Raw genomic sequence first — 16,682 nt, forward strand, 5'->3', positions numbered from 1 at the left:
CTGAACGCCTTCCAGATCGCCTTTGAAGGCCGGCTCACTCCGGCCGACAACTGACCACCTCAACAACCAAGATCAGCCGTTAACTTGACACTCCCCATCCACGGGCCGGATCTACGATGGCGTCGCCGAAGAGGGAAGCCATCGGATACGGGAGGCCCTCAACAGAATGAATGACCCCACCCATCCGCTCATCCACCCGGACACGATGGTCAATGTCGTCAACCATAGCCGTCGAGCGTGGTGGCGCCCATGGTGGTCCGGTCGCGAGAGCGCGGCCGGGACCGTGTCAGGGCTGCCCGTGCCGTCGGCCATTCGTGTTGTCGATGTTCAGCAGCTGCGAGCCCTCATCGAGGCTGCTGAGGGTAACGGCCTTGGCTGGCATGCCAACGACGTGGTTCTGCGAGACGGAGACCTGTACGTACTCCTGCCGTATTCGTTCGAGCAGGAACCGGTCCGGAGCTGGAAATGCCGTGTGATCGCTCTCGTTGAAGGCATGTCGACCGAGGTCGGCAAGGCAAAGATAATCGGATACGGCCGTCTGGACGTGTCGCGAGACGTCTTTCTGAAGCTGCCGCGCGCCTCCCGGAAGGTGGAACGCCAGTTGGTGCACTGGCTCGGCGGGAAGGCAGCCGCGGCGGTCTGGAAGGACGTGCGCAGCGATCAGCCGACTGGGTCACCACCTGAACAGGGATAGCATGGGACCCTGCCTCGCCCCGTGCCAGCCTCGCCGGCACGCTCACCGCCGGCGGCTGAGGACGCTGGATCAGGGAGCGTCTCGCTCCGGCGGTGGCGGGCGCGGCACACACCCGTGCCAGCAGCAGCCGGCCTCGAACCCTTGGCCGAACGGCGCTGCCGCTAGTTGCCGGCGGCGCCGAGGGATTCGAGGGCGGCCATGGATTCCAGGGAGAGGAGCCGGGCGTTCTCCAGGGCGGCCACCACCCAGCGGTCGTCGCGCCACACCACGACGAAGAGTTGCATGGAGAAGCGGGTCGATGGGGGCTCGTCCTCGCCGGGCATGAGGATGCCGACGCGGCTGTGCACGACGCCCACGCCCGGGCTGACGATGCGGGCGAACAGGACGTGGCCGCGTACCAGGCGGGAGCCTTTCATCATGGTGCCGAGGAGTTCCTCGTGGGCCGCAACCGCTTCGGTGCGACTCGTGTAGATGGTTCCCTCGAGCTCCGCGAACACCACGTCCTCGGCGAAGTCGGCGAAGAAGCCGGCGACGTCCCCGCTGTTCCAGGCCTCGTACATGCGCAGCGGGATGGCGCTCATCGCCTCGATCGACTGTTCCATGATCATCCTTCTGGGTCGGGGTGGCCTCCATCCTCACCGGGGGCGGGTGCGGGCGCCTTGACATCCCGTGCCCGGTTGCTGGACTTCAGCGCCACCGGGTTGCAGCCGTAGGTCGCCGTGAAGAGGCGGCTGAAATACGCCGGATCGCGGAAACCCCAGCGGGCGGCGACGGCAGCGACCGTACGGTTGCCGTGCATCAGGTCGGCCCGGCACCGCTCCAGGCGGCGCCGGCGGATCAGGCCCGCGACCGTCTCCGGCTGGTCCTCGAAGAGCCTGTGCAGCCGGCGTACGGAAATGTGGTGTGCCGCCGCCAGCGCCGGCGGTGACAGGTCCGGATCGGACAGTCGGGCCTCGATGTGCCCGACGATGCGGTCCCGCATCGCCCGGTCCGGAGCCGGGGCCGCCTCGTCGTCCAGCCTGGCCTGGAGCGTCACGGAGATCAGCTCGGTGACCGCCGCCGCCGTGCGCTGCGCCTCGCCGTCCCGGAACCCGTGCGCCGAGCGGGCCAGGTCCCGCGCCAGCGACGCCACCAGGGCCGCCGGTCCGCGATCGCCCTTGATCCGTACGCCGGCGAGGCGGGCCGCGTCACCCGGGCGCAGCCGCAGCTCGCGCCGGGGCACCAGGATGCTCACGTGCCGGGAGGCGGTGCTGGCGAACCGCACCGGCCGGGCCGGATCGACGAGAACCAGGTCGGCGGGCCCGAGATCGGCCGTGCCGCGGCCCTGCTCCACGCCCGCGCGCCCGCGCACCATGACCTCGATCTGCCAGAACTCCTCGTCCGCCGCTCGGACGGACCGAGGGTCCCGGAAACACTCGCCCTCGGGCGTGACCAGCTCGATCAGCCGGAGAGCCCCCAGGTCGCGCCGCACGATGCCGGCCCGGAACTCCGCGGAGCCGTGCCGCCCGCTGCGGACCGGCGGCATGCCGCTGGCCACGAGCATCTCCTGAAAGGCCCCGATGTCGGTGAACACCGCTACCGCCCCGGCGCCGGGATGAGCCGGAGGTCCGGGTGGGGGTGGGTCATCAGGGCATCTCCCGGGTGAGCAGGCGGTGGGCGTGCTCGAGCCGGGCCCGGGCCTGGCCCGCCCGCAGGCGCCCGCTCGCCTGAAGGGTAGCCAGCCCGTGCAGGGCCGACCAGGCGACCTCCGCGCGGGTGCCGTCGGCGTCGGGGAAGGCGTCGCGGATGCCCGCGAAGGCACGCCGGAGCGGTGCGGGGGTGTCGTCGGCCGCGAAGGCGAGCCCCGACGGCAGCGAGAACATCGCCTCGTAGACGCGGGGGTGGGCGGCGGCGAAGTCGAGGTAGGCGCGCATCCGCGCCATCGGTGCGGCCTCCACCGCCTCGAGGGCCGACGCGAGGTCGCTGAAGCCGGCGAGCGCCACCGCGTCGATGAGGGCCTGGCGGCCGGCGAAGGCCGAGTAGAGCACCGGCTGGGTGACGCCGAGTTCGCCGGCGAGGCGGCGCATCGTGACGGCGGTCCAGCCGCCGGCCTCGGCGAGCTCGCGGGCGGCGCGGACGACCTGATCGCGGCGCAGGGCGAGATCGGGGGCGGGTCGGGGTGGCTCGGCACCCGCTTCCTGCTCACCCCCGCCCGTGCCACGCTCGACTTCGGCGTCGCCGCGGACAACCTCCGCGCCCTGACCGCGATCAAGGGCGTCCGCGACATCGCCTCCGGCCTGGTGCTGCTCGTCGTCTGGGCGGCCGCCGGGCGTACGGCCCTGGGCTGGGCGCTGGTCGCCGCGGCCTTCACGCCGGTGGCGGACGCCGTCATCGTGCTGACCAACGGCGGCAGGCGCGCCACCGCCCTGGGCGTCCACGGGGTCACGGCCGCCGTGCTCGTCGCGGCCGGCCTGATCCTGGCGCTCGGTTGAGCGACGGCCCGCCGGTGCCGGCCCTACGCCGCGAAGCGGAGCAGGTTGCCCGACGGGTCGCGCACCGACAGGACGCCCGCCTCTATCCGGTACGGGTGATGGGCAGCGGAGAGCCGCCCCAGGAGTGCTCCGGTCTCGGCCGTGCCGGAGAACACGAGCCCGGCGGCGATCAGCCCGGCCGTTTCTCCCGCGACAGGGCGGGGATTGCCGGGGCCGAAGCGGTTGGTGAAGACGAGCTGGGCCCGGTCGTCCTCGCCGGCGCCGACGCCGAGGAAACTCCCGCCGAGGGTGGCCACGACGCGGAAGCCCAGCACGTCGCAGTAGAACGACCGGGTGGCCGTGAGCCCGGCGTCGGTCGCCTTCAGCTGGACGTGGCCCATGGTCGTACCGTCGGGCAGGCCGCGGTAGGGCTCGTCGGCGCCCTCCTCGCCGAGGAGCAGGTCCTCGCTCAGCGGATCGGCGACCGCCGCCGGCCGGCCGTCCTGCCAGCGCCACTCCTCGCGGGGCCGGTGGCAGGTCAGTTCGACGGTGTGGCCGTCGGGATCCTCGACGTAGGCGGACTGGGCGACGGTGTGGTCGATGAGCCTCGGGTCTCCCCAGCGCGCGTAGTGCCGGACGAAGCGGGCCAGGTCCGCGCGTGCCGGCAGGGCGGGGGCGAAGTGGCTGAGGCCCGGCCCGGACGGCGGCGCGGGTGCCGCCCCGGGGTTCTCCCGCAGGACGGCCAGGGGCCGGCCGGGTACGCCGACCGTCACCCGCCCGGTGTCGCTCTCGAGCAACCGCATGCCGATGGCCTCGGTGTAGTAGGCGACGCTGCGCGCGAGGTCCGCGACGGTCAGCTCCACCGGGCCGAGGGTGAGGTTCTTGTCCATGACGTTCCTCCGGGACGGTTCAGCGGGGGGCGGTGAAGAAGGAGACGATCTCCAGGGGCGCCTCGGGGCCGAAGCACATCTCCAGCCCCTGCGCGGACGCCCCGGCGGAGGCGGCGGCCCGCGCGAACATGTCGCTCTCGTAGGCGGCCAGCGCGGCCTCGGGATCGCCCGGGTGATCGAGCAGCGCCCGGGCGAGTTCGGCGCCGTCGAGCAGGGCGAGGTTGGCGCCCTCCCCGGCGTACGGGGACATCACGTGAGCGGCGTCCCCGACCAGGGTGACGCCCGGCACGCGGTCCCAGCGGTGACCGACGGGCAGCGCGAAGATCCGGCGCGGTACGAACGAGTCGTCGCAGACGCGCAGCAGCTCGGTCAGCTCCGGCGCCCAGCCGTCGTACTCGGCGAGCAGCGTCGCCCGGGCCGCTCCCGGGTCCGTCCAGTCGATGCCCGTCGCCGTCATCCAGTCGTGCGGCACCCGCATCGCGGCGCCGAGCTCGATGTGGGCGCCGCCGTGTCCCATGATCGCCCGGTCGCCGCCGAGCGCGAAGATCATGCCGGTGCCGACGGTCGCCGCCGGGCCGGGGTGCGCGGCCGGGTCGGGGATGCGGATCTCCACGTGGGTGATGCCGCAGTACGCCGGCTTCGCGTCCGACAGCAGCGGCCGTACCCGTGACCAGGTGCCGTCGGCGCCGACCAGCAGGTCCGCCGCGGTTGTGCGGCCGTCGGCGAAGGTCAGCTCGTGCCGGCCGTCCGGGCGGGTGGCCGCCGCCGTGACCCGGTGTCCCCAGGCGATCCGGCCCGGGTCGAGGGAGTCGAGCAGCAGGCGGCGCAGGACGGTCCGGTCGATCTCGGGGCGCCCGCCCTCCTCGCCGGGCGGCCCGGCGTCGAGGTGCACCTTGCCGTTCCGGTCGAGGACCCGGGTGTGCTCGCCCTGCGGCTGCACCCGGGCGCGGAACTGCTCGAAGAGTCCGGCCGCCCGCAGTGCGAGCTGGCCGGAGTCGTCGTGGATGTCGAGGGATCCGCCCTGGCTGCGGGCGTCACCGTCGGCGTCGCCCTCGTAGACGGTGGCGTCGGCACCGTGGAGCTGGAGGATGCGGGCGAGGACGAGGCCCGAGAGGCCCGCCCCGACGATCGCGATGGTGGGTTGCGTCATGACCGGACGGTAGCACGACCATGGTCGTAACGACCATGGTCGTACGGCAGTTCACGGCGACCATGGTCGTGCTAGCGTGACCGGGTGAGTGTGCAGAGCCGTCGCGAACGCCCCGCCAAACCCGCCCTGACCAGGCAGGGAATCATCGAGACGGCGCTGCGGATCATGAACGACGAGGGCCTGGGCAAGGTGACCATGCGGCGCGTGGCCGCCGCGCTCGACACCGGCCACGCCTCGCTGTACGTGTACGTCCGCGACACCGAGGACCTGCACGCGCAGATCCTGGACACGCTGATCGCCCCGCTCGTCGAGGCGGGCGCGACCGGGGAGACCTGGCGGGACCGGGTGAGGTCCCTGCTGGTCGGCTACCGCAACGTGCTGGCCACGCGCCCCGAGCTCGCCCGCATGGCGCTGTCGACCCAGCCGAGCGGCCCGAACTACCTGGCCCTGGTCGAGGCGGTCCTGGCCCTGCTGCACGAGGGCGGCGCGGACGACCGGGCGGCCGCGTGGGGAGTCGACATGCTGCTGCTCTACCCGACCGCGCTCGCCGCCGAGCACACCGCCCGGGAGCCGGCGAAGCGCGCCGCCGGCGACCTCGACACCCTCCGGGACGTCCTGGCCGGGATCGATGCCATCCGCATGCCGCACATCGCCCGCCTCGGCGGCCTGCTGGTCTCGGGCGACCCCGACGAGCGCGCGGCGTGGGCGCTCGACGTGCTGCTCGACGGCATCCTCAACGCCGCCCTGCCACCCGGCCCGGCCTGACCAGCCCTTCCCATCGGCGCGGCTTGCGCGGCGTTGCTTGCGTGGGGCGGCGCGGCTTGCGCGGGGCGGCTCGCGCGGCGCGGCGCGGCGCGGGGTCAGGGCAGGGTGACCTCGTAGAAGCGCGGCTTGTAAAGGTCCGCGTCGTTGGCCGTGTCCGACAGGTCGGCACCGTTCCAGGCGATGCTCACCAGCAGCCGGCCCGAGTCCAGCGCCTGCTCGGGGTGCAGCTGCGGCGAATACGTGAGGTAGCGCTGCCCGCCCGCCGTGGTGCCGGCCGGTGAGCTGATCGTGGTCGTGCCCATCGCGCTGCCCCACGGCTGGGACCGGGTCTCGACGTACACCGTGTCGCCCCAGCCGTTCCAGGGCTTGTAGGCCAGCACCCAGCGGCCACCGATCACGCGGACGCTGGAGATCTGCGCCTTCAGGATCGGCTCGGCGAGGGCCATGTCGGGCTGCCACGCGCCGGCGGCGTCACGGAAGCGCCACGCGCCGGAATTCTCCACCGAGCGGACCGGCACCCGCGCGACGTAACTGCGGTGGGGTGCGAACGCGTCGCCCGGCGCGTTGGCGAAGCCGAAGACGTACACGTAGGCGCCGCTGACCACGGCGTCCATGCTGAACTGGGCGGTCGCCGCGGAATCGCCGTCCAGCTTGCCCGTCGAGGGGGTGGCGAACATGCCGCGGAACGCCAGGGTGCCGTCCGCGTTGAACGCGAATTTCGCCAGCTCGGCCCCGCGCAGCTGGAAGTACGTATCGGTGTTGCGTACCCGCTGGCACAGCACGTAGAGGAAGCCGCCGGCCTGGAACATGCCCTGCGTCCAGTAGCGGTCCCCGTCGGCGGCGTCCGGCACGGCGTTGCGGAAGGTGGTCGCGTCCCACCCGTCGCCGCGCTGCACCAGGATCGTGTTCGGCAGGAACTCCCAGCCCGGCCGGTAGGCGCCGGTCGCCGGATCCTCCTCGCCGATGATGGTGTCGCCGAACGACCAGTAGGTCAGCCCGTTCGTGGCGCGCAGGCTGGTGACCTGGTCCCCGCCGCTCCACGTCCAGTCGTTCTTCGCCTGGAACCGGGCCTCGAAGCCGGCCGCGTCCGCCGCGGCCCGCGCCTGCGCCACGGCGCCGGCCTCCCGCGTGTCGCCTCCGGCCGGCGTGTCACTGAGCCCGGCCCGCGTGTCACCCGCGGCCCGTGGTGCCGGGGTGTCGGCGGCGCGCGCGACCGCGGGGGCCGGCGGCAGGAGGGTGACGGCGAGCAGGGGCACGACGGCGGCGAGCGCACGAGCCAGCATGATCGCACCCTAACATCGACGGGAATCGAACGGCGCCCGGCGTGGATCTTCGTTTCGCCGTGCCTTTTCCCCGGGGCGTGAAAGGCTGGGACAAACCCCAGGAGGAGACATCATGCGTACGGCAAAGCTCGGTGAGCTCGAGGTCGCCCGGATCGGCCTGGGCGCGATGGGCATGTCCCACGGCTACAGCGGCGCGGGCAGCGACGACGCCGAGTCGATCCGCACCGTCCACCGTGCCCTCGAGCTGGGGGTGACCCTGATCGACACGGCCGAGATCTACGGGCCGTACGTGAACGAGGAGCTGGTCGGGCGCGCCCTGCGGGGCCGCCGCGACCAGGTCGTGCTGGCGACCAAGTTCGGCCTCGTCTCCCACGACGGCCGCGTGCCGGGAGGGCTGGACAGCAGCCCGGCCAACATCCGCACCGCGGTCGAGGGCTCGCTGAAGCGCCTCGGCACCGACCGGATCGACCTGTACTACCAGCACCGGGTCGACCCCGGCACCCCCATCGAGGACACCATGGGCGCGCTCGCCGGGCTGGTCCAGGAGGGCAAGATCCGGTACGTCGGGCTCTCCGAGGCCTGGGCCGGCACGATCCGCCGCGCCCACGCCGTGCACCCCGTCACCGCCCTGCAGTCGGAATACTCCCTCTGGACCCGTGACCAGGAGGAGCTCCTGCCGCTGCTGCGGGAGCTGGGGATCGGGCTGGTGGCGTACTCGCCGCTGGGCCGCGGGTTCCTGACCGGCGCCCTGCGTACCCCGGCCGACATCGAGCGCCTCGACGACAGCGACTTCCGCAAGCACCACCCGCGCTTCACCGGCGAGAACTTCCAGCGGAACCTGCGCATCGCCGACCAGGTGCAGGCGGTGGCCGCCGAGGCGGGCGTCACCCCGGCGCAGGTCGGCCTCGCCTGGCTGCTCGCCCAGGGCGGCGACATCGTGCCCATCCCCGGCACCAAGCGGGTGAGCCGGGTCGAGGAGAACACCGCCGCGGACGCCGTCACCCTCACCCCCGAGCAGCTCGCGACCCTGACCGCGCTGCCCGTGGCCGAGGGCGGCCACCACACCGAGGAACAGATGAAGGTGATCGAACGCTGAGCCGCCGATCTAGGCTCGACCCATGCCCACGACCCCGCTGCCGCCGAAGCTGACCGCCTTCCTCCGCCGCCCGCTCCCCGCCGTCATGGCCACCGTCGCCGCCGACGGCCGCCCCGTCACGGTGGCAACCTGGTACCTGCTGGAGGACGACGGCCGGATCCTCCTCGGCCTCGACGCGAAACGCGCCCGGCTCAAGCACCTGCACGCGGACCCGCGCGTCTCCCTGACCGTCCTCGCCCCCGACTGGTACAGCCACGTCAGCGTGCAGGGCCGCGCCGTCTCCATCGCCGACGACACGGACCTGAAGGACATCGACCGCCTGGCCCGCCACTACCTCGGCGAACCGTACGCCAACCGCGAACGCCCCCGGATGACCGTCCAGGTCGAGATCGACCGCTGGCACGCCTGGGGCGAGCTGAGCGAACACTGACGCCTACGGGAATCCGCCCCGCCCCGCATACGCGCCTCTTATTCGGGCGGGGCTTCGCCGAGCAGGTCGCGTCGCCATGCTGCGAACCGGCTTCGGAGATCATTCAGCGCTCGGCTCGGAATCCCGTACTGATCGAAGTCCGCCGGGTCCAGGACGTCGGCCTGCTCCAGGGCGCCGGCGAAGATGCGCCGGTCAAAGCCGGAATCGGCTCGTTCGGCGAGGCGTAGGAGGTCTTCGCGGGAGTACTTTCCTGACCGCAGTGTGGCATCGATGTCGATGAAGTCGCGAGCGAACGCCCGGCCATAGAGCGCGCTCATTTTGTTCGCTACCGCATCATCGGGATGCAGGACTGGGCCGATGGACATCAGGATCGGGTCGTTGGCACGCCAATCGACGCCCAGTTCCACCTTGGCCGTGTGCCTGCCCTCGGTCGCCACCATCCTGGCGAAGGTGTCGTACCGCCGCTCGACATCAACCGCGACCCCGTCCTCGCGGTAAGCCCGGACGACGGCCGTCACCGCTGCGCCGAACTCCCCACGACGGTCATGCGGTGAACACGAGTCGCTCGTGAAAAGGGTCCACCTGTTATGCGGCTGCCGTGCGGGTGGCGGCGAGCTCCGGGAAACGTTCCTCCCAGCGGCGCCGGAGCTGCGGCGGCAACCAGAGGGTGGGCCAGAGGCGGAGGAGTAGTTCGCGGTCGAGCCAGGCGTTCAGATCTTCGACGCTGCCGGCCTCGATGAGTACCACCTTGTACATGCCGGCCAGGCGTGCGGGCCGGCCGAGGTCGTAGTTCGCGCGGCCGGACCAGTCGAGATGAGGGGGCAGGGTGACCACGCCGCGGGTCGGCCCGGTCAGTGCTGCGAGCGTGTCGGCCACGACATAGGGCTTGCGATCACCGTACGGAAGGTAGCCCACCGGCGGCCGGGCACCATCCGCATCTGCGTGTTCAATGCCTTCACCCACGCTGCCAGCCTACTTCCTGATCCGCCGTGCGGGGTGAAGGCCGGTCGGGTGGTCTGTGGGGCGGTGCGGGCAAGCGCGCCGAGGGGGAGCTGGGGGAGCGTCGGGCTATCGGCAGCAGCGCGTACGAGACCGGGACGCCGGCCGGCATCCCCGCCTTCGCCGGCGATCGGCCGGTGGCGCTGGTCACCCTCGGCACGGTCGTGGACGACCTGGACCTGCTCCGCTCGGCGGTCCGCGCGGTCCTCGGGACCGGCTCGCGGAGCGCCTGAATCCCGCCGCCGTCCGGTCCCGGCTGCGCGCCGGTCTCGCCTGAGCGCGCACCGAGCCGGACCCGCCCGAGCGAGCGCCGCGGCGCCCCTGAGCGGGCGCGGGGCCGGTGGGCGGGGTTCAGGTGGGGATCGTGCGGGGCAGCGAGCGGGCCTGGTCGACGCGTTCGCGCCAGGCCTCGCGGACGGCGGCCAGTTCGGCGCGGTGCCGGCGTTCCCAGGGGGCGAGGCGCGGCGCTACCAGGCGCATGGCGATCCGGTAGGCCGGGAGGCGGCAGTCCACATCGGCGGCGAACGCGGCCCGGACCTGCTTGACGCCGCGCCGCCAGGCCGCGCCGGGCTTGTGGCCCGGCAGGGGAGCGTCCGTGTACGACAGCCGCGGCGCGAAGAGGAAGTCGGTGCGTTCGTCGACGTCGTACCCGTACCGGCTCCTCATGCAGGACCGGTACGGGCGCATGGCGGCGACCACCGCGGGGTTCCGCTCCACGCCGTCGAGGAGGCCGGGGAAGCCGGAGAGCGGGTCGGCCCCGGCTGGCGGCACCACGAGCGACGCGACGGCGAGACAGGCCAGCACCACGATCGACTTCGTCCTCATACCCGGGCAACGATCACGGGTGGCCGGTGGTACCGGGGTACTACGGCCCGGGCAAAGATCCGACCGCGGTACGACGGATCGCCGCCCGGGCGGATCTAGCGTTTGCCTCACGACGCCGGGACCCGGCGGACCGGTGAGGGGGAAGCGATGATCGAGGCACGACAACTGACCAAGCGCTACGGCGACAAGACCGCCGTCGACGGGGTGAGCTTCACCGTACGGCCGGGGGCGGTCACCGGCTTCCTCGGCCCGAACGGGGCCGGCAAGTCCACCACCATGCGGATGATCATCGGGCTGGACGCGCCCACGTCGGGGACGGTGACCGTGAACGGCCGCCCGTACGCCCGGCACGCCGCGCCGCTGCACGAGGTCGGCGCGCTGCTGGAGGCGCGGTCGATCCATCCGGGGCGGTCCGCGTTCGACCACCTGATGGCCGTGGCGCACACCCACGGCATCCCGCGGCGCCGGGTGTCCGACGTGATCGAGCAGACCGGCCTGCAGTCGGTGGCCCGCAAGCGCGCCGGCGCCTTCTCGCTCGGCATGGGCCAGCGGCTGGGCATCGCCGCGGCGCTGCTCGGCGACCCGCAGACCGTCATGCTCGACGAGCCGGTCAACGGGCTCGACCCCGAGGGCGTGCTGTGGATCCGTACGCTGCTCACCGGCCTGGCCGCCGAGGGCCGGACCGTCTTCATCTCGTCGCACCTGATGAGCGAGATGGCGCTGGTCGCCGACCACCTGATCGTCGTCGGCCGGGGCCGGGTGCTGGCCGACACCACCGTGCAGGAGCTGGTGCTCCAGGCCGGCGGCGACACGGTCGTGGTGGCCAGCGCCGACCCGGCCGAGCTGCGCCGGCTGCTCGCGGGCCCGGGCGTGGAGATCACCGGGCGGCCCGGTTCCGAGCAGCTGAGCGTCACCGGGCTGTCGGCGCGGGAGATCGGGCTCGTGGCGGCCACGCACGGCGTGGCCCTGTTCGAGCTGACCGCCAAGACCGTTTCCCTCGAGGAGGCCTTCATGGAACTGACCAGAGAATCCGTCGAGTACCACTCGGCGACCGTCCCGGGGAGGGCGGCATGAGCGTCGCCACCGACACCCGGCCCGTCGAGGCCACCCCGGTCCGGGCCGTGGATCCGCGCGTCCGGGTGACCGCCCGGGGGGTGCTGCGCTCCGAGTGGTCGAAGCTGTGGTCGCTGCGGTCGACCTGGATCACGCTCGGCATCGGGCTGCTGTTCCTGCTCGGCTTCGGCACCATCGCGGCGCTGCGCTACGAGTCGATGCTGGGCTCGGCGCAGATGGATCCGGATTTCGCCGACTCCACCGCGTACAGTCTCGCGCTCTTCGGGGTGCCCTTCTCCCTGATCGCCCTGGGCGTGCTCGGGGTGCTGACCGCGTCGGGCGAGTATTCGTCCGGCATGATCCGCTCGACCCTGGCGGCGGTGCCGCGCCGCCTGCCGGTGCTGTGGACCAAGGCCGCGGTGTACGGGGTCCTCGCGTTCGTCGCCGCCACGGCCGGTGCCTTCATCGGCTTCCTCATCAGCAGCGGCGTGCTCGACGGCACCCCGGCGGAGCTGGCGCTCTCGGCCGACGGCGTCGTGCGCGGCCTGCTCGGCACGGGCGTCTACCTGGGGCTGGTCGGCGTCATCGGCGTCGCCCTCGGCACCCTGCTGCGCTCGACCGCCGGCGGCATCTCGGCCCTGGTCGGCACGTTCATGCTGGTGCCCGGGCTGATGTCGCTCCTGCCGCAGGCGTGGCGTGACGACCTCAACCCGTACCTGCCCAGCAGCGCCGGCGACGCGATGACCGCGATGCAGCACTCCGCCGGCACGCTGTCGGCCGGGGCGGGGCTCGCGGTCCTGCTCGGCTGGACGGTCCTCGCGCTCGGCGGGGCCGCGTACCGGCTGATGCGCTCGGACGCCTGATCTCGGGGTCCCGTGCGAGGCGGCATCCGGCTCGGCCGGGTGCCGTCCGCGGCCCATGCCGGAGGATGAGTTCATGATCAGCGAGCACGGGCTGGCCGACACCCGGCTGTTCCGGTACGGGCGCCGCCTGCGGCAGTGGACGGCCGAGCACCCGTGGGTGCCGGACACGGCCGTCCTGCTGGCGATCGTCCTGGTGTTCTGCGTGCCCGACCTCATCCAGGACCACCGGCCGTCGCAGGCACCGGTCGTCTTCACCGACCCGCCCCGCCCGCAGATGATCCTGTGCCAGGCCGCCCTCATCGTGCCGCTGTGGTGGCGCCGCCGGGCCCCGATGGCCGTGCTCCACGTCGTCCTCGCCGTCTTCGTGGCCGAGTGGGCCGCCGGGGTGCTGCTGCGCGCCGACGTCGCCGTGCTGGTCGCCGTCTACAGCCTGGTGCTGCACGGCCGGCTCCATCGCCTGCTCTGGGCCGTGCCGGGGCTGGCCGTGGCGGTGGTCGTGATCGTGGCGCGACTGGCCGGCGACGTACCGGTCCAGGACGTGCTGTTCATCGTCGGCAGCTTCGGCACGGCCGCCGCCGCGCTCGGCTTCGCGATCCGCGTGCGCCGCGCGCAGGTCGCCGCGCTGCGGGAGCGGGCCGCCCAGCTGGAGACCGAACGCGACCAGCGCAGCCGGCTGGCGGCGGCCACCGAGCGGGCCCGGGTCGCCCGCGAGATGCACGACATCGTCGGCCACAGCCTCTCGGTGATCATCACGCTGGCGGACGGCGGCCGGTACGCGGCGGGCACGTCGCCCGAGCGCGGTGCCGAGACGCTGCGGCTGATCGCCGAGACCGGCCGCGGTTCCCTCGCCGAGTTGCGGCGGATGCTGGGCGTGCTGCGCGAGCAGACCGACGAGCCGAACCTCAGCCCGCAGCCGCGGGTGGCCGACCTCGACTCCCTGTGCCGCCGGATCCGCGCCGCCGGGCCGCAGGTCGAGTATCAGAGCAGCGGTGCCCTCGACGCCCTCGACACGGGCGTGCAGCTGACCGCGTACCGCATCGCGCAGGAGGCGCTGACCAACGCGCTGCGGCACGCCGGTCCGCGCACCCGGATCCACCTGATGGTGCGGGTCGAGGGCGGCCGCCTGCGGATCACGGTCGGCGACTCCGGCCCGCCGCCCGGCGAGCAGCCCGTACCCTCTGCCGGTGAGGGTCACGGACTCATCGGGCTGCGCGAGCGCGCCGCCCTGTACGGCGGCACGGTCACGGCCGGCCCGGCGCCCGGCGGCGGCTGGACGGTGACCGCCGACCTCGACGCGGAGGGCGGAACGGCATGATCACCGTGCTCATCGTCGACGACCAGCCGCTGCAACGCTTCGGCTTCCGGATGCTGCTCGACAGCCACCCGGACACCGAGGTGGTCGGCGAGGCCCAGAACGGTGCCGAGGCCGTGCGTCAGGCCACCGAGCTGCATCCCGACGTGGTGCTGATGGACGTACGGATGCCCGGCATGGACGGCATCGAGGCGACCCGCCGGATCGTCGCGGACGGCGGCCGGTCGCACATCCTCATGCTCACGACGTTCGACCTCGACGAGTACGTGCACGCCGCGCTCCGGGCCGGTGCCAGCGGTTTCCTGCTCAAGGACGCGTACCCGGAGGAGCTGCTGGCCGGCATCCGGGCCGTCGCCGCGGGCGACGCGGTGATCGCGCCGGTCCTGACCCGGCGCCTGCTCGACGCGTTCGCCGGCCGGCTCGGCGACGGACCGGACGGCACCCGGCCGCCGGCCGACCCGCGGCTCGCCACCCTGACGGAGCGCGAACGGGAGATCCTGGTCGCGATCGGCCGCGGGTGGACCAACGGGGAGATCGCCGAGCGGCTGGTGCTCTCCGAATCCACGGTCAAGACCCACGTCGGCCGGGTGCTCGCCAAGGTCGGCGCCCGGGACCGGGTCCAGGCCGTGATCTTCGCGTACGACCAGGGCCTCACCCGGCCGCAGCGTCCGGGCTGAGCCTGCCGGCCACCTCGCCGACGCTCATCTCGCCCTCGCCCTAGGCTGCACCAGTTCCATGGCTCGGACCGTGGTGTCGTCGCGCGGGGTGAAGATGAGCAGGCGCTGCCGGCCGCTGTCGCTGAAGACGACCTCGCAGTCGAAGTCCAGCCGGCCCGCCGCGGGGTGCAGCAGCGACGTCGTCTCCTGACGGCAGATCCGCACCTCGTGGTGCTCCCACAGGCGACGGAACTCGGGGCTGTGTGCCCGCAGCGCGGCGATCAGCCGGGCCCCCTCGGCCGGGTCGGGCTCCAGATCCGCCGCCGCCCGGACGGCGGCCACATAGGTCGCACTCTGCTGCTCGTGGATGTCCGGCGGATAGAGGCCGCGCTCCTCCGGCATCGTGAACCAGCGGAAATAGCCGCTGGCGGCCGGCCCCTCATGCTGCGTCTGGTCGCCGAACAGGGCCAGCGCCAGGTCGTTCTGCAGCAGCGTCCGGCCCAGGTTCGAGACGACCATCGCGGGGCTGCGGTCGAGCGCGTGCAGCACCCGGCGCAGGCCCGGATCGGCGCCGTCCGGCTCCGGGGCGTCCTGCGGCGGGTTGTGGCCGATCAGGCGGAACAGGTGGTCGCGTTCGTCGGTGGTCAGCTCGAGCGCCCGGGAGAGCGCCGCCGCGACCTCCGGCGAGGGTCGCGGGCCGCGCCGCTGCTCCAGCCGGGTGTAGTAGTCGGCCGAGATGAACGCCCGCGCGGCGACCTCCTCCCGGCGCAGGCCACGGGTCTTGCGGCCGGCCGGGCGGTCGGGCACGAGCGCGGCGCGACGGTAGCGCAGAAAATCCGCCAGTTCCTCGCGATCCATGGCGCGAATGTCCCAGGACCACCCGATGCCGTCAACTTCCCAGGGATTGTGCGTCCCTGGCAGCGACCTGCCCGCCGTGCCACCGTTCCGGCATGATCGACGCAGCGGTGGACGAGGGCTACGGCCCGGTGGCCGACGCGTTCCGGCGCAACTTCACGCAGCGGGGCGAGATCGGCGCGGCCTGCGCGGTCTACCGCGACGGACGCAAGGTGGTCGACCTCTGGGGCGGCTACCGCGACGGCACCACCCGCGCGCCGTGGGAGCGCGACACGATGGTGCCGGTCTTCTCGACGACCAAGGGTGTGTCGTCGACGACCCTCGCGGTGCTGCACTCGCGCGGGCAGCTCGACTACGACCGGCGGGTGGCGTCCTACTGGCCCGAGTTCGCGGCCGCGGGCAAGGAGGCGGTGACCGTACGCCAGCTCCTGTCCCATCAGGCCGGGCTGCCGGTCATCGACCGGCCGCTGGAGCTGCGCGACCTGTCCGGCTCGCCGGCGCTCTCGGCCGTGCTGGCGCAGCAGCGTCCGGCGTGGACCCCGGGCGAACGCCACGGCTACCACGGCACCTCGCTCGGCTGGTACGAGAGCGAACTCGTCAGCCGGGCCGACCCGCGGGGACGCCGCCTGGGCCGGTTCTTCGCCGAGGAGGTGGCGGCGCCGCTCGGCCTGGACTTCCACATCGGCCTGCCGGCGGGCACCGACCGCGGCCGGATCGCCCGCATCCACGGCTTCCGGCCCTGGCAGATGATGCTGCACCTGAACGCGATGCCGCCGTCCTTCGTCCGCGCCTTCTTCAACCCGCGCAGCCTGAGCGCCCGCGCCTTCCGCAACCCGCGGGTGCTGGGCGAGCCGGACAACATCAACCGGCCGGACGTCCAGGCCGCGGAGATTCCCGCCGTCAACGGGATCGGCCTGGTGCGTTCCGTCGCCAAGCTCTACGGGGACGCGGCGACCGGGGGCGCCGGGCTGGGCCTCACCGCGGCGACGCTCGACGAGCTCAGGAACCCGGCGGAGCCGCCCTCGCGGGGGCTCACCGACGAGGTGCTGCGGGTGCCGACCCGGTTCTCCCTCGGCTATGTGAAGCCCTTCCCCGCGTTCCGCTTCGGCTCCGCGTCCGGCACGGCCTTCGGCACGATGGGCCTGGGCGGGTCCTTCGCCTTCGCGGACCCCGACACGGGTACGGGCTTCGCCTACGCGATGAACCGCACCGGCTTCCACCTGTGGGACGACCCGCGCGAGGTGGCGCTGCGCGACGCGCTGTTCGCCGGGGTGCTGGGCGAGATGCCGCAACGCCCCGACCGGCGGGCCCGTGCCGCCGCCCGGCGCTGACCTCTCCGGACGTCCTGCGAGGACGCGACT

19 protein-coding genes and 2 pseudogenes are annotated in these 16,682 nt (G+C 73.1%); 11 read left to right on the forward strand and 10 right to left on the reverse strand.

Features of this window, described 5'->3' with window-relative positions; translation table 11 throughout:
- Positions 1–166 precede the first annotated feature (166 nt).
- A complete protein-coding gene (locus tag CLV70_RS38950) occupies positions 167–694 on the forward strand; it encodes a hypothetical protein (RefSeq protein WP_146163952.1) in 528 nt (175 codons plus the stop codon).
- Between the two features lie 161 nt (positions 695–855).
- Here the strand turns inward: CLV70_RS38950 and CLV70_RS04250 are convergent, their stop codons facing one another.
- The 3 genes from CLV70_RS04250 to CLV70_RS40785 are packed head-to-tail and all read right to left on the reverse strand — an operon-like array spanning position 856 to position 2,607.
- A complete protein-coding gene (locus CLV70_RS04250; protein ID WP_158277699.1) occupies positions 856–1,296 on the reverse strand; it encodes an SgcJ/EcaC family oxidoreductase in 441 nt (146 codons plus the stop codon).
- Between the two features lie 2 nt (positions 1,297–1,298).
- Complete coding sequence (locus CLV70_RS04255) at positions 1,299–2,267, reverse strand: AraC-like ligand-binding domain-containing protein (RefSeq protein WP_245908024.1); 969 nt, start codon at positions 2,265–2,267, stop codon at positions 1,299–1,301.
- A gap of 52 nt (positions 2,268–2,319) precedes the next feature.
- Positions 2,320–2,607, reverse strand: coding sequence for a TetR-like C-terminal domain-containing protein (locus tag CLV70_RS40785; RefSeq protein WP_245908079.1), 288 nt, complete (start codon positions 2,605–2,607; stop codon positions 2,320–2,322).
- A 228-nt stretch (positions 2,608–2,835) separates the two neighbouring features.
- Here CLV70_RS40785 and CLV70_RS04265 point away from each other — a divergent pair, with 228 nt between their 5' ends.
- Positions 2,836–3,165: a DUF4267 domain-containing protein gene (locus tag CLV70_RS04265; RefSeq protein ID WP_281260431.1), complete on the forward strand. Its 330-nt coding sequence runs from the start codon at positions 2,836–2,838 to the stop codon at positions 3,163–3,165.
- Positions 3,166–3,188: 23 nt separating this feature from the next.
- Here CLV70_RS04265 and CLV70_RS04270 read toward each other — a convergent pair whose 3' ends face one another.
- Both CLV70_RS04270 and CLV70_RS04275 read right to left on the reverse strand, forming a co-directional pair.
- The gene (locus tag CLV70_RS04270; protein WP_106125050.1) at positions 3,189–4,034 is read right to left on the reverse strand and encodes a VOC family protein; all 846 of its coding nucleotides are present in this window, start codon (positions 4,032–4,034) and stop codon (positions 3,189–3,191) included.
- A gap of 19 nt (positions 4,035–4,053) precedes the next feature.
- On the reverse strand, positions 4,054–5,184 hold the full coding sequence (locus CLV70_RS04275; protein WP_106125051.1) for an FAD-dependent oxidoreductase: 1,131 nt from the start codon (positions 5,182–5,184) through the stop codon (positions 4,054–4,056).
- Between the two features lie 84 nt (positions 5,185–5,268).
- On the opposite strand from CLV70_RS04275, the gene CLV70_RS04280 reads away from it, so the two are divergent.
- On the forward strand, positions 5,269–5,949 hold the full coding sequence (locus CLV70_RS04280) for a TetR/AcrR family transcriptional regulator (protein ID WP_211303625.1): 681 nt from the start codon (positions 5,269–5,271) through the stop codon (positions 5,947–5,949).
- Positions 5,950–6,044: 95 nt separating this feature from the next.
- Here the strand turns inward: CLV70_RS04280 and CLV70_RS04285 are convergent, their stop codons facing one another.
- Entirely contained in the window at positions 6,045–7,232 is a 1,188-nt protein-coding gene (locus CLV70_RS04285) for a glycoside hydrolase family 183 protein (protein WP_106125052.1), read from the reverse strand.
- 112 nt (positions 7,233–7,344) lie between these two features.
- On the opposite strand from CLV70_RS04285, the gene CLV70_RS04290 reads away from it, so the two are divergent.
- Positions 7,345–8,328, forward strand: coding sequence for an aldo/keto reductase (locus tag CLV70_RS04290; RefSeq protein ID WP_106125053.1), 984 nt, complete (start codon positions 7,345–7,347; stop codon positions 8,326–8,328).
- Positions 8,329–8,350: 22 nt separating this feature from the next.
- Positions 8,351–8,758, forward strand: coding sequence for a TIGR03618 family F420-dependent PPOX class oxidoreductase (locus tag CLV70_RS04295; RefSeq protein WP_106125054.1), 408 nt, complete (start codon positions 8,351–8,353; stop codon positions 8,756–8,758).
- 38 nt (positions 8,759–8,796) lie between these two features.
- Here the strand turns inward: CLV70_RS04295 and CLV70_RS04300 are convergent.
- Together CLV70_RS04300 and CLV70_RS04305 are read right to left on the reverse strand one after the other, a co-directional pair.
- Positions 8,797–9,303 (reverse strand): annotated as a pseudogene (locus tag CLV70_RS04300) (nucleotidyl transferase AbiEii/AbiGii toxin family protein); the annotation flags it as partial.
- A gap of 40 nt (positions 9,304–9,343) precedes the next feature.
- A pseudogene (locus CLV70_RS04305) lies at positions 9,344–9,682 on the reverse strand (hypothetical protein); the annotation flags it as partial.
- 65 nt (positions 9,683–9,747) lie between these two features.
- Here CLV70_RS04305 and CLV70_RS04310 point away from each other — a divergent pair.
- A complete protein-coding gene (locus CLV70_RS04310) occupies positions 9,748–9,990 on the forward strand; it encodes a hypothetical protein (protein ID WP_106125056.1) in 243 nt (80 codons plus the stop codon).
- Positions 9,991–10,108: 118 nt separating this feature from the next.
- On the opposite strand, the gene CLV70_RS04315 is transcribed toward CLV70_RS04310, so the two are convergent.
- Positions 10,109–10,582, reverse strand: a complete 474-nt coding sequence (locus tag CLV70_RS04315) for a hypothetical protein (RefSeq protein ID WP_106125057.1) — start codon at positions 10,580–10,582, stop codon at positions 10,109–10,111.
- Positions 10,583–10,729: 147 nt separating this feature from the next.
- Here CLV70_RS04315 and CLV70_RS04320 point away from each other — a divergent pair, with 147 nt between their 5' ends.
- The 4 genes from CLV70_RS04320 (at position 10,730) to CLV70_RS04335 (ending at position 14,487) form a co-directional block, all read left to right on the forward strand.
- A complete protein-coding gene (locus CLV70_RS04320; RefSeq protein ID WP_106125058.1) occupies positions 10,730–11,656 on the forward strand; it encodes an ABC transporter ATP-binding protein in 927 nt (308 codons plus the stop codon).
- Entirely contained in the window at positions 11,653–12,498 is an 846-nt protein-coding gene (locus CLV70_RS04325) for an ABC-2 transporter permease (protein WP_211303626.1), read from the forward strand. The genes CLV70_RS04320 and CLV70_RS04325 overlap by 4 nt, the downstream gene beginning before the upstream one ends.
- A gap of 73 nt (positions 12,499–12,571) precedes the next feature.
- Positions 12,572–13,813 (forward strand): sensor histidine kinase, encoded by a 1,242-nt coding sequence (locus tag CLV70_RS04330; RefSeq protein ID WP_245908026.1) that lies wholly within the window; start codon positions 12,572–12,574, stop codon positions 13,811–13,813.
- On the forward strand, positions 13,810–14,487 hold the full coding sequence (locus tag CLV70_RS04335; protein ID WP_106125060.1) for a response regulator: 678 nt from the start codon (positions 13,810–13,812) through the stop codon (positions 14,485–14,487). Before CLV70_RS04330 ends, CLV70_RS04335 begins: the two co-directional genes overlap by 4 nt.
- Positions 14,488–14,511: 24 nt before the next feature.
- On the opposite strand, the gene CLV70_RS04340 is transcribed toward CLV70_RS04335, so the two are convergent.
- A complete protein-coding gene (locus tag CLV70_RS04340) occupies positions 14,512–15,324 on the reverse strand; it encodes a helix-turn-helix transcriptional regulator (protein WP_106125061.1) in 813 nt (270 codons plus the stop codon).
- A 92-nt stretch (positions 15,325–15,416) separates the two neighbouring features.
- Here CLV70_RS04340 and CLV70_RS04345 point away from each other — a divergent pair, with 92 nt between their 5' ends.
- Positions 15,417–16,652: a serine hydrolase domain-containing protein gene (locus CLV70_RS04345; RefSeq protein WP_106125062.1), complete on the forward strand. Its 1,236-nt coding sequence runs from the start codon at positions 15,417–15,419 to the stop codon at positions 16,650–16,652.
- Positions 16,653–16,682: the final 30 nt, after the last annotated feature.

Source organism: Pseudosporangium ferrugineum, assembly GCF_003002065.1.
Classification (GTDB): Bacteria; Actinomycetota; Actinomycetes; order Mycobacteriales; family Micromonosporaceae; genus Actinoplanes; species Actinoplanes ferrugineus_A.

Excerpts from the sequence above, each read along its gene's own strand:
- CLV70_RS38950 (WP_146163952.1), top strand. The coding sequence starts at position 167 with ATGAATGACCCCACCCATCCGCTCATCCACCCGGACACGATGGTCAAT.
- CLV70_RS04295 (WP_106125054.1), top strand. The coding sequence starts at position 8,351 with ATGCCCACGACCCCGCTGCCGCCGAAGCTGACCGCCTTCCTCCGCCGC.
- CLV70_RS04325 (WP_211303626.1), top strand. The coding sequence starts at position 11,653 with ATGAGCGTCGCCACCGACACCCGGCCCGTCGAGGCCACCCCGGTCCGG.
- CLV70_RS40785 (WP_245908079.1), bottom strand. The coding sequence starts at position 2,607 with ATGCGCGCCTACCTCGACTTCGCCGCCGCCCACCCCCGCGTCTACGAG.
- CLV70_RS04285 (WP_106125052.1), bottom strand. The coding sequence starts at position 7,232 with ATGCTGGCTCGTGCGCTCGCCGCCGTCGTGCCCCTGCTCGCCGTCACC.
- CLV70_RS04270 (WP_106125050.1), bottom strand. The coding sequence starts at position 4,034 with ATGGACAAGAACCTCACCCTCGGCCCGGTGGAGCTGACCGTCGCGGAC.
- CLV70_RS04320 (WP_106125058.1), top strand. The coding sequence starts at position 10,730 with ATGATCGAGGCACGACAACTGACCAAGCGCTACGGCGACAAGACCGCC.
- CLV70_RS04340 (WP_106125061.1), bottom strand. The coding sequence starts at position 15,324 with ATGGATCGCGAGGAACTGGCGGATTTTCTGCGCTACCGTCGCGCCGCG.
- CLV70_RS04345 (WP_106125062.1), top strand. The coding sequence starts at position 15,417 with ATGATCGACGCAGCGGTGGACGAGGGCTACGGCCCGGTGGCCGACGCG.
- CLV70_RS04330 (WP_245908026.1), top strand. The coding sequence starts at position 12,572 with ATGATCAGCGAGCACGGGCTGGCCGACACCCGGCTGTTCCGGTACGGG.
- CLV70_RS04250 (WP_158277699.1), bottom strand. The coding sequence starts at position 1,296 with ATGGAACAGTCGATCGAGGCGATGAGCGCCATCCCGCTGCGCATGTAC.
- CLV70_RS04335 (WP_106125060.1), top strand. The coding sequence starts at position 13,810 with ATGATCACCGTGCTCATCGTCGACGACCAGCCGCTGCAACGCTTCGGC.
- CLV70_RS04290 (WP_106125053.1), top strand. The coding sequence starts at position 7,345 with ATGCGTACGGCAAAGCTCGGTGAGCTCGAGGTCGCCCGGATCGGCCTG.
- CLV70_RS04315 (WP_106125057.1), bottom strand. The coding sequence starts at position 10,582 with ATGAGGACGAAGTCGATCGTGGTGCTGGCCTGTCTCGCCGTCGCGTCG.
- CLV70_RS04275 (WP_106125051.1), bottom strand. The coding sequence starts at position 5,184 with ATGACGCAACCCACCATCGCGATCGTCGGGGCGGGCCTCTCGGGCCTC.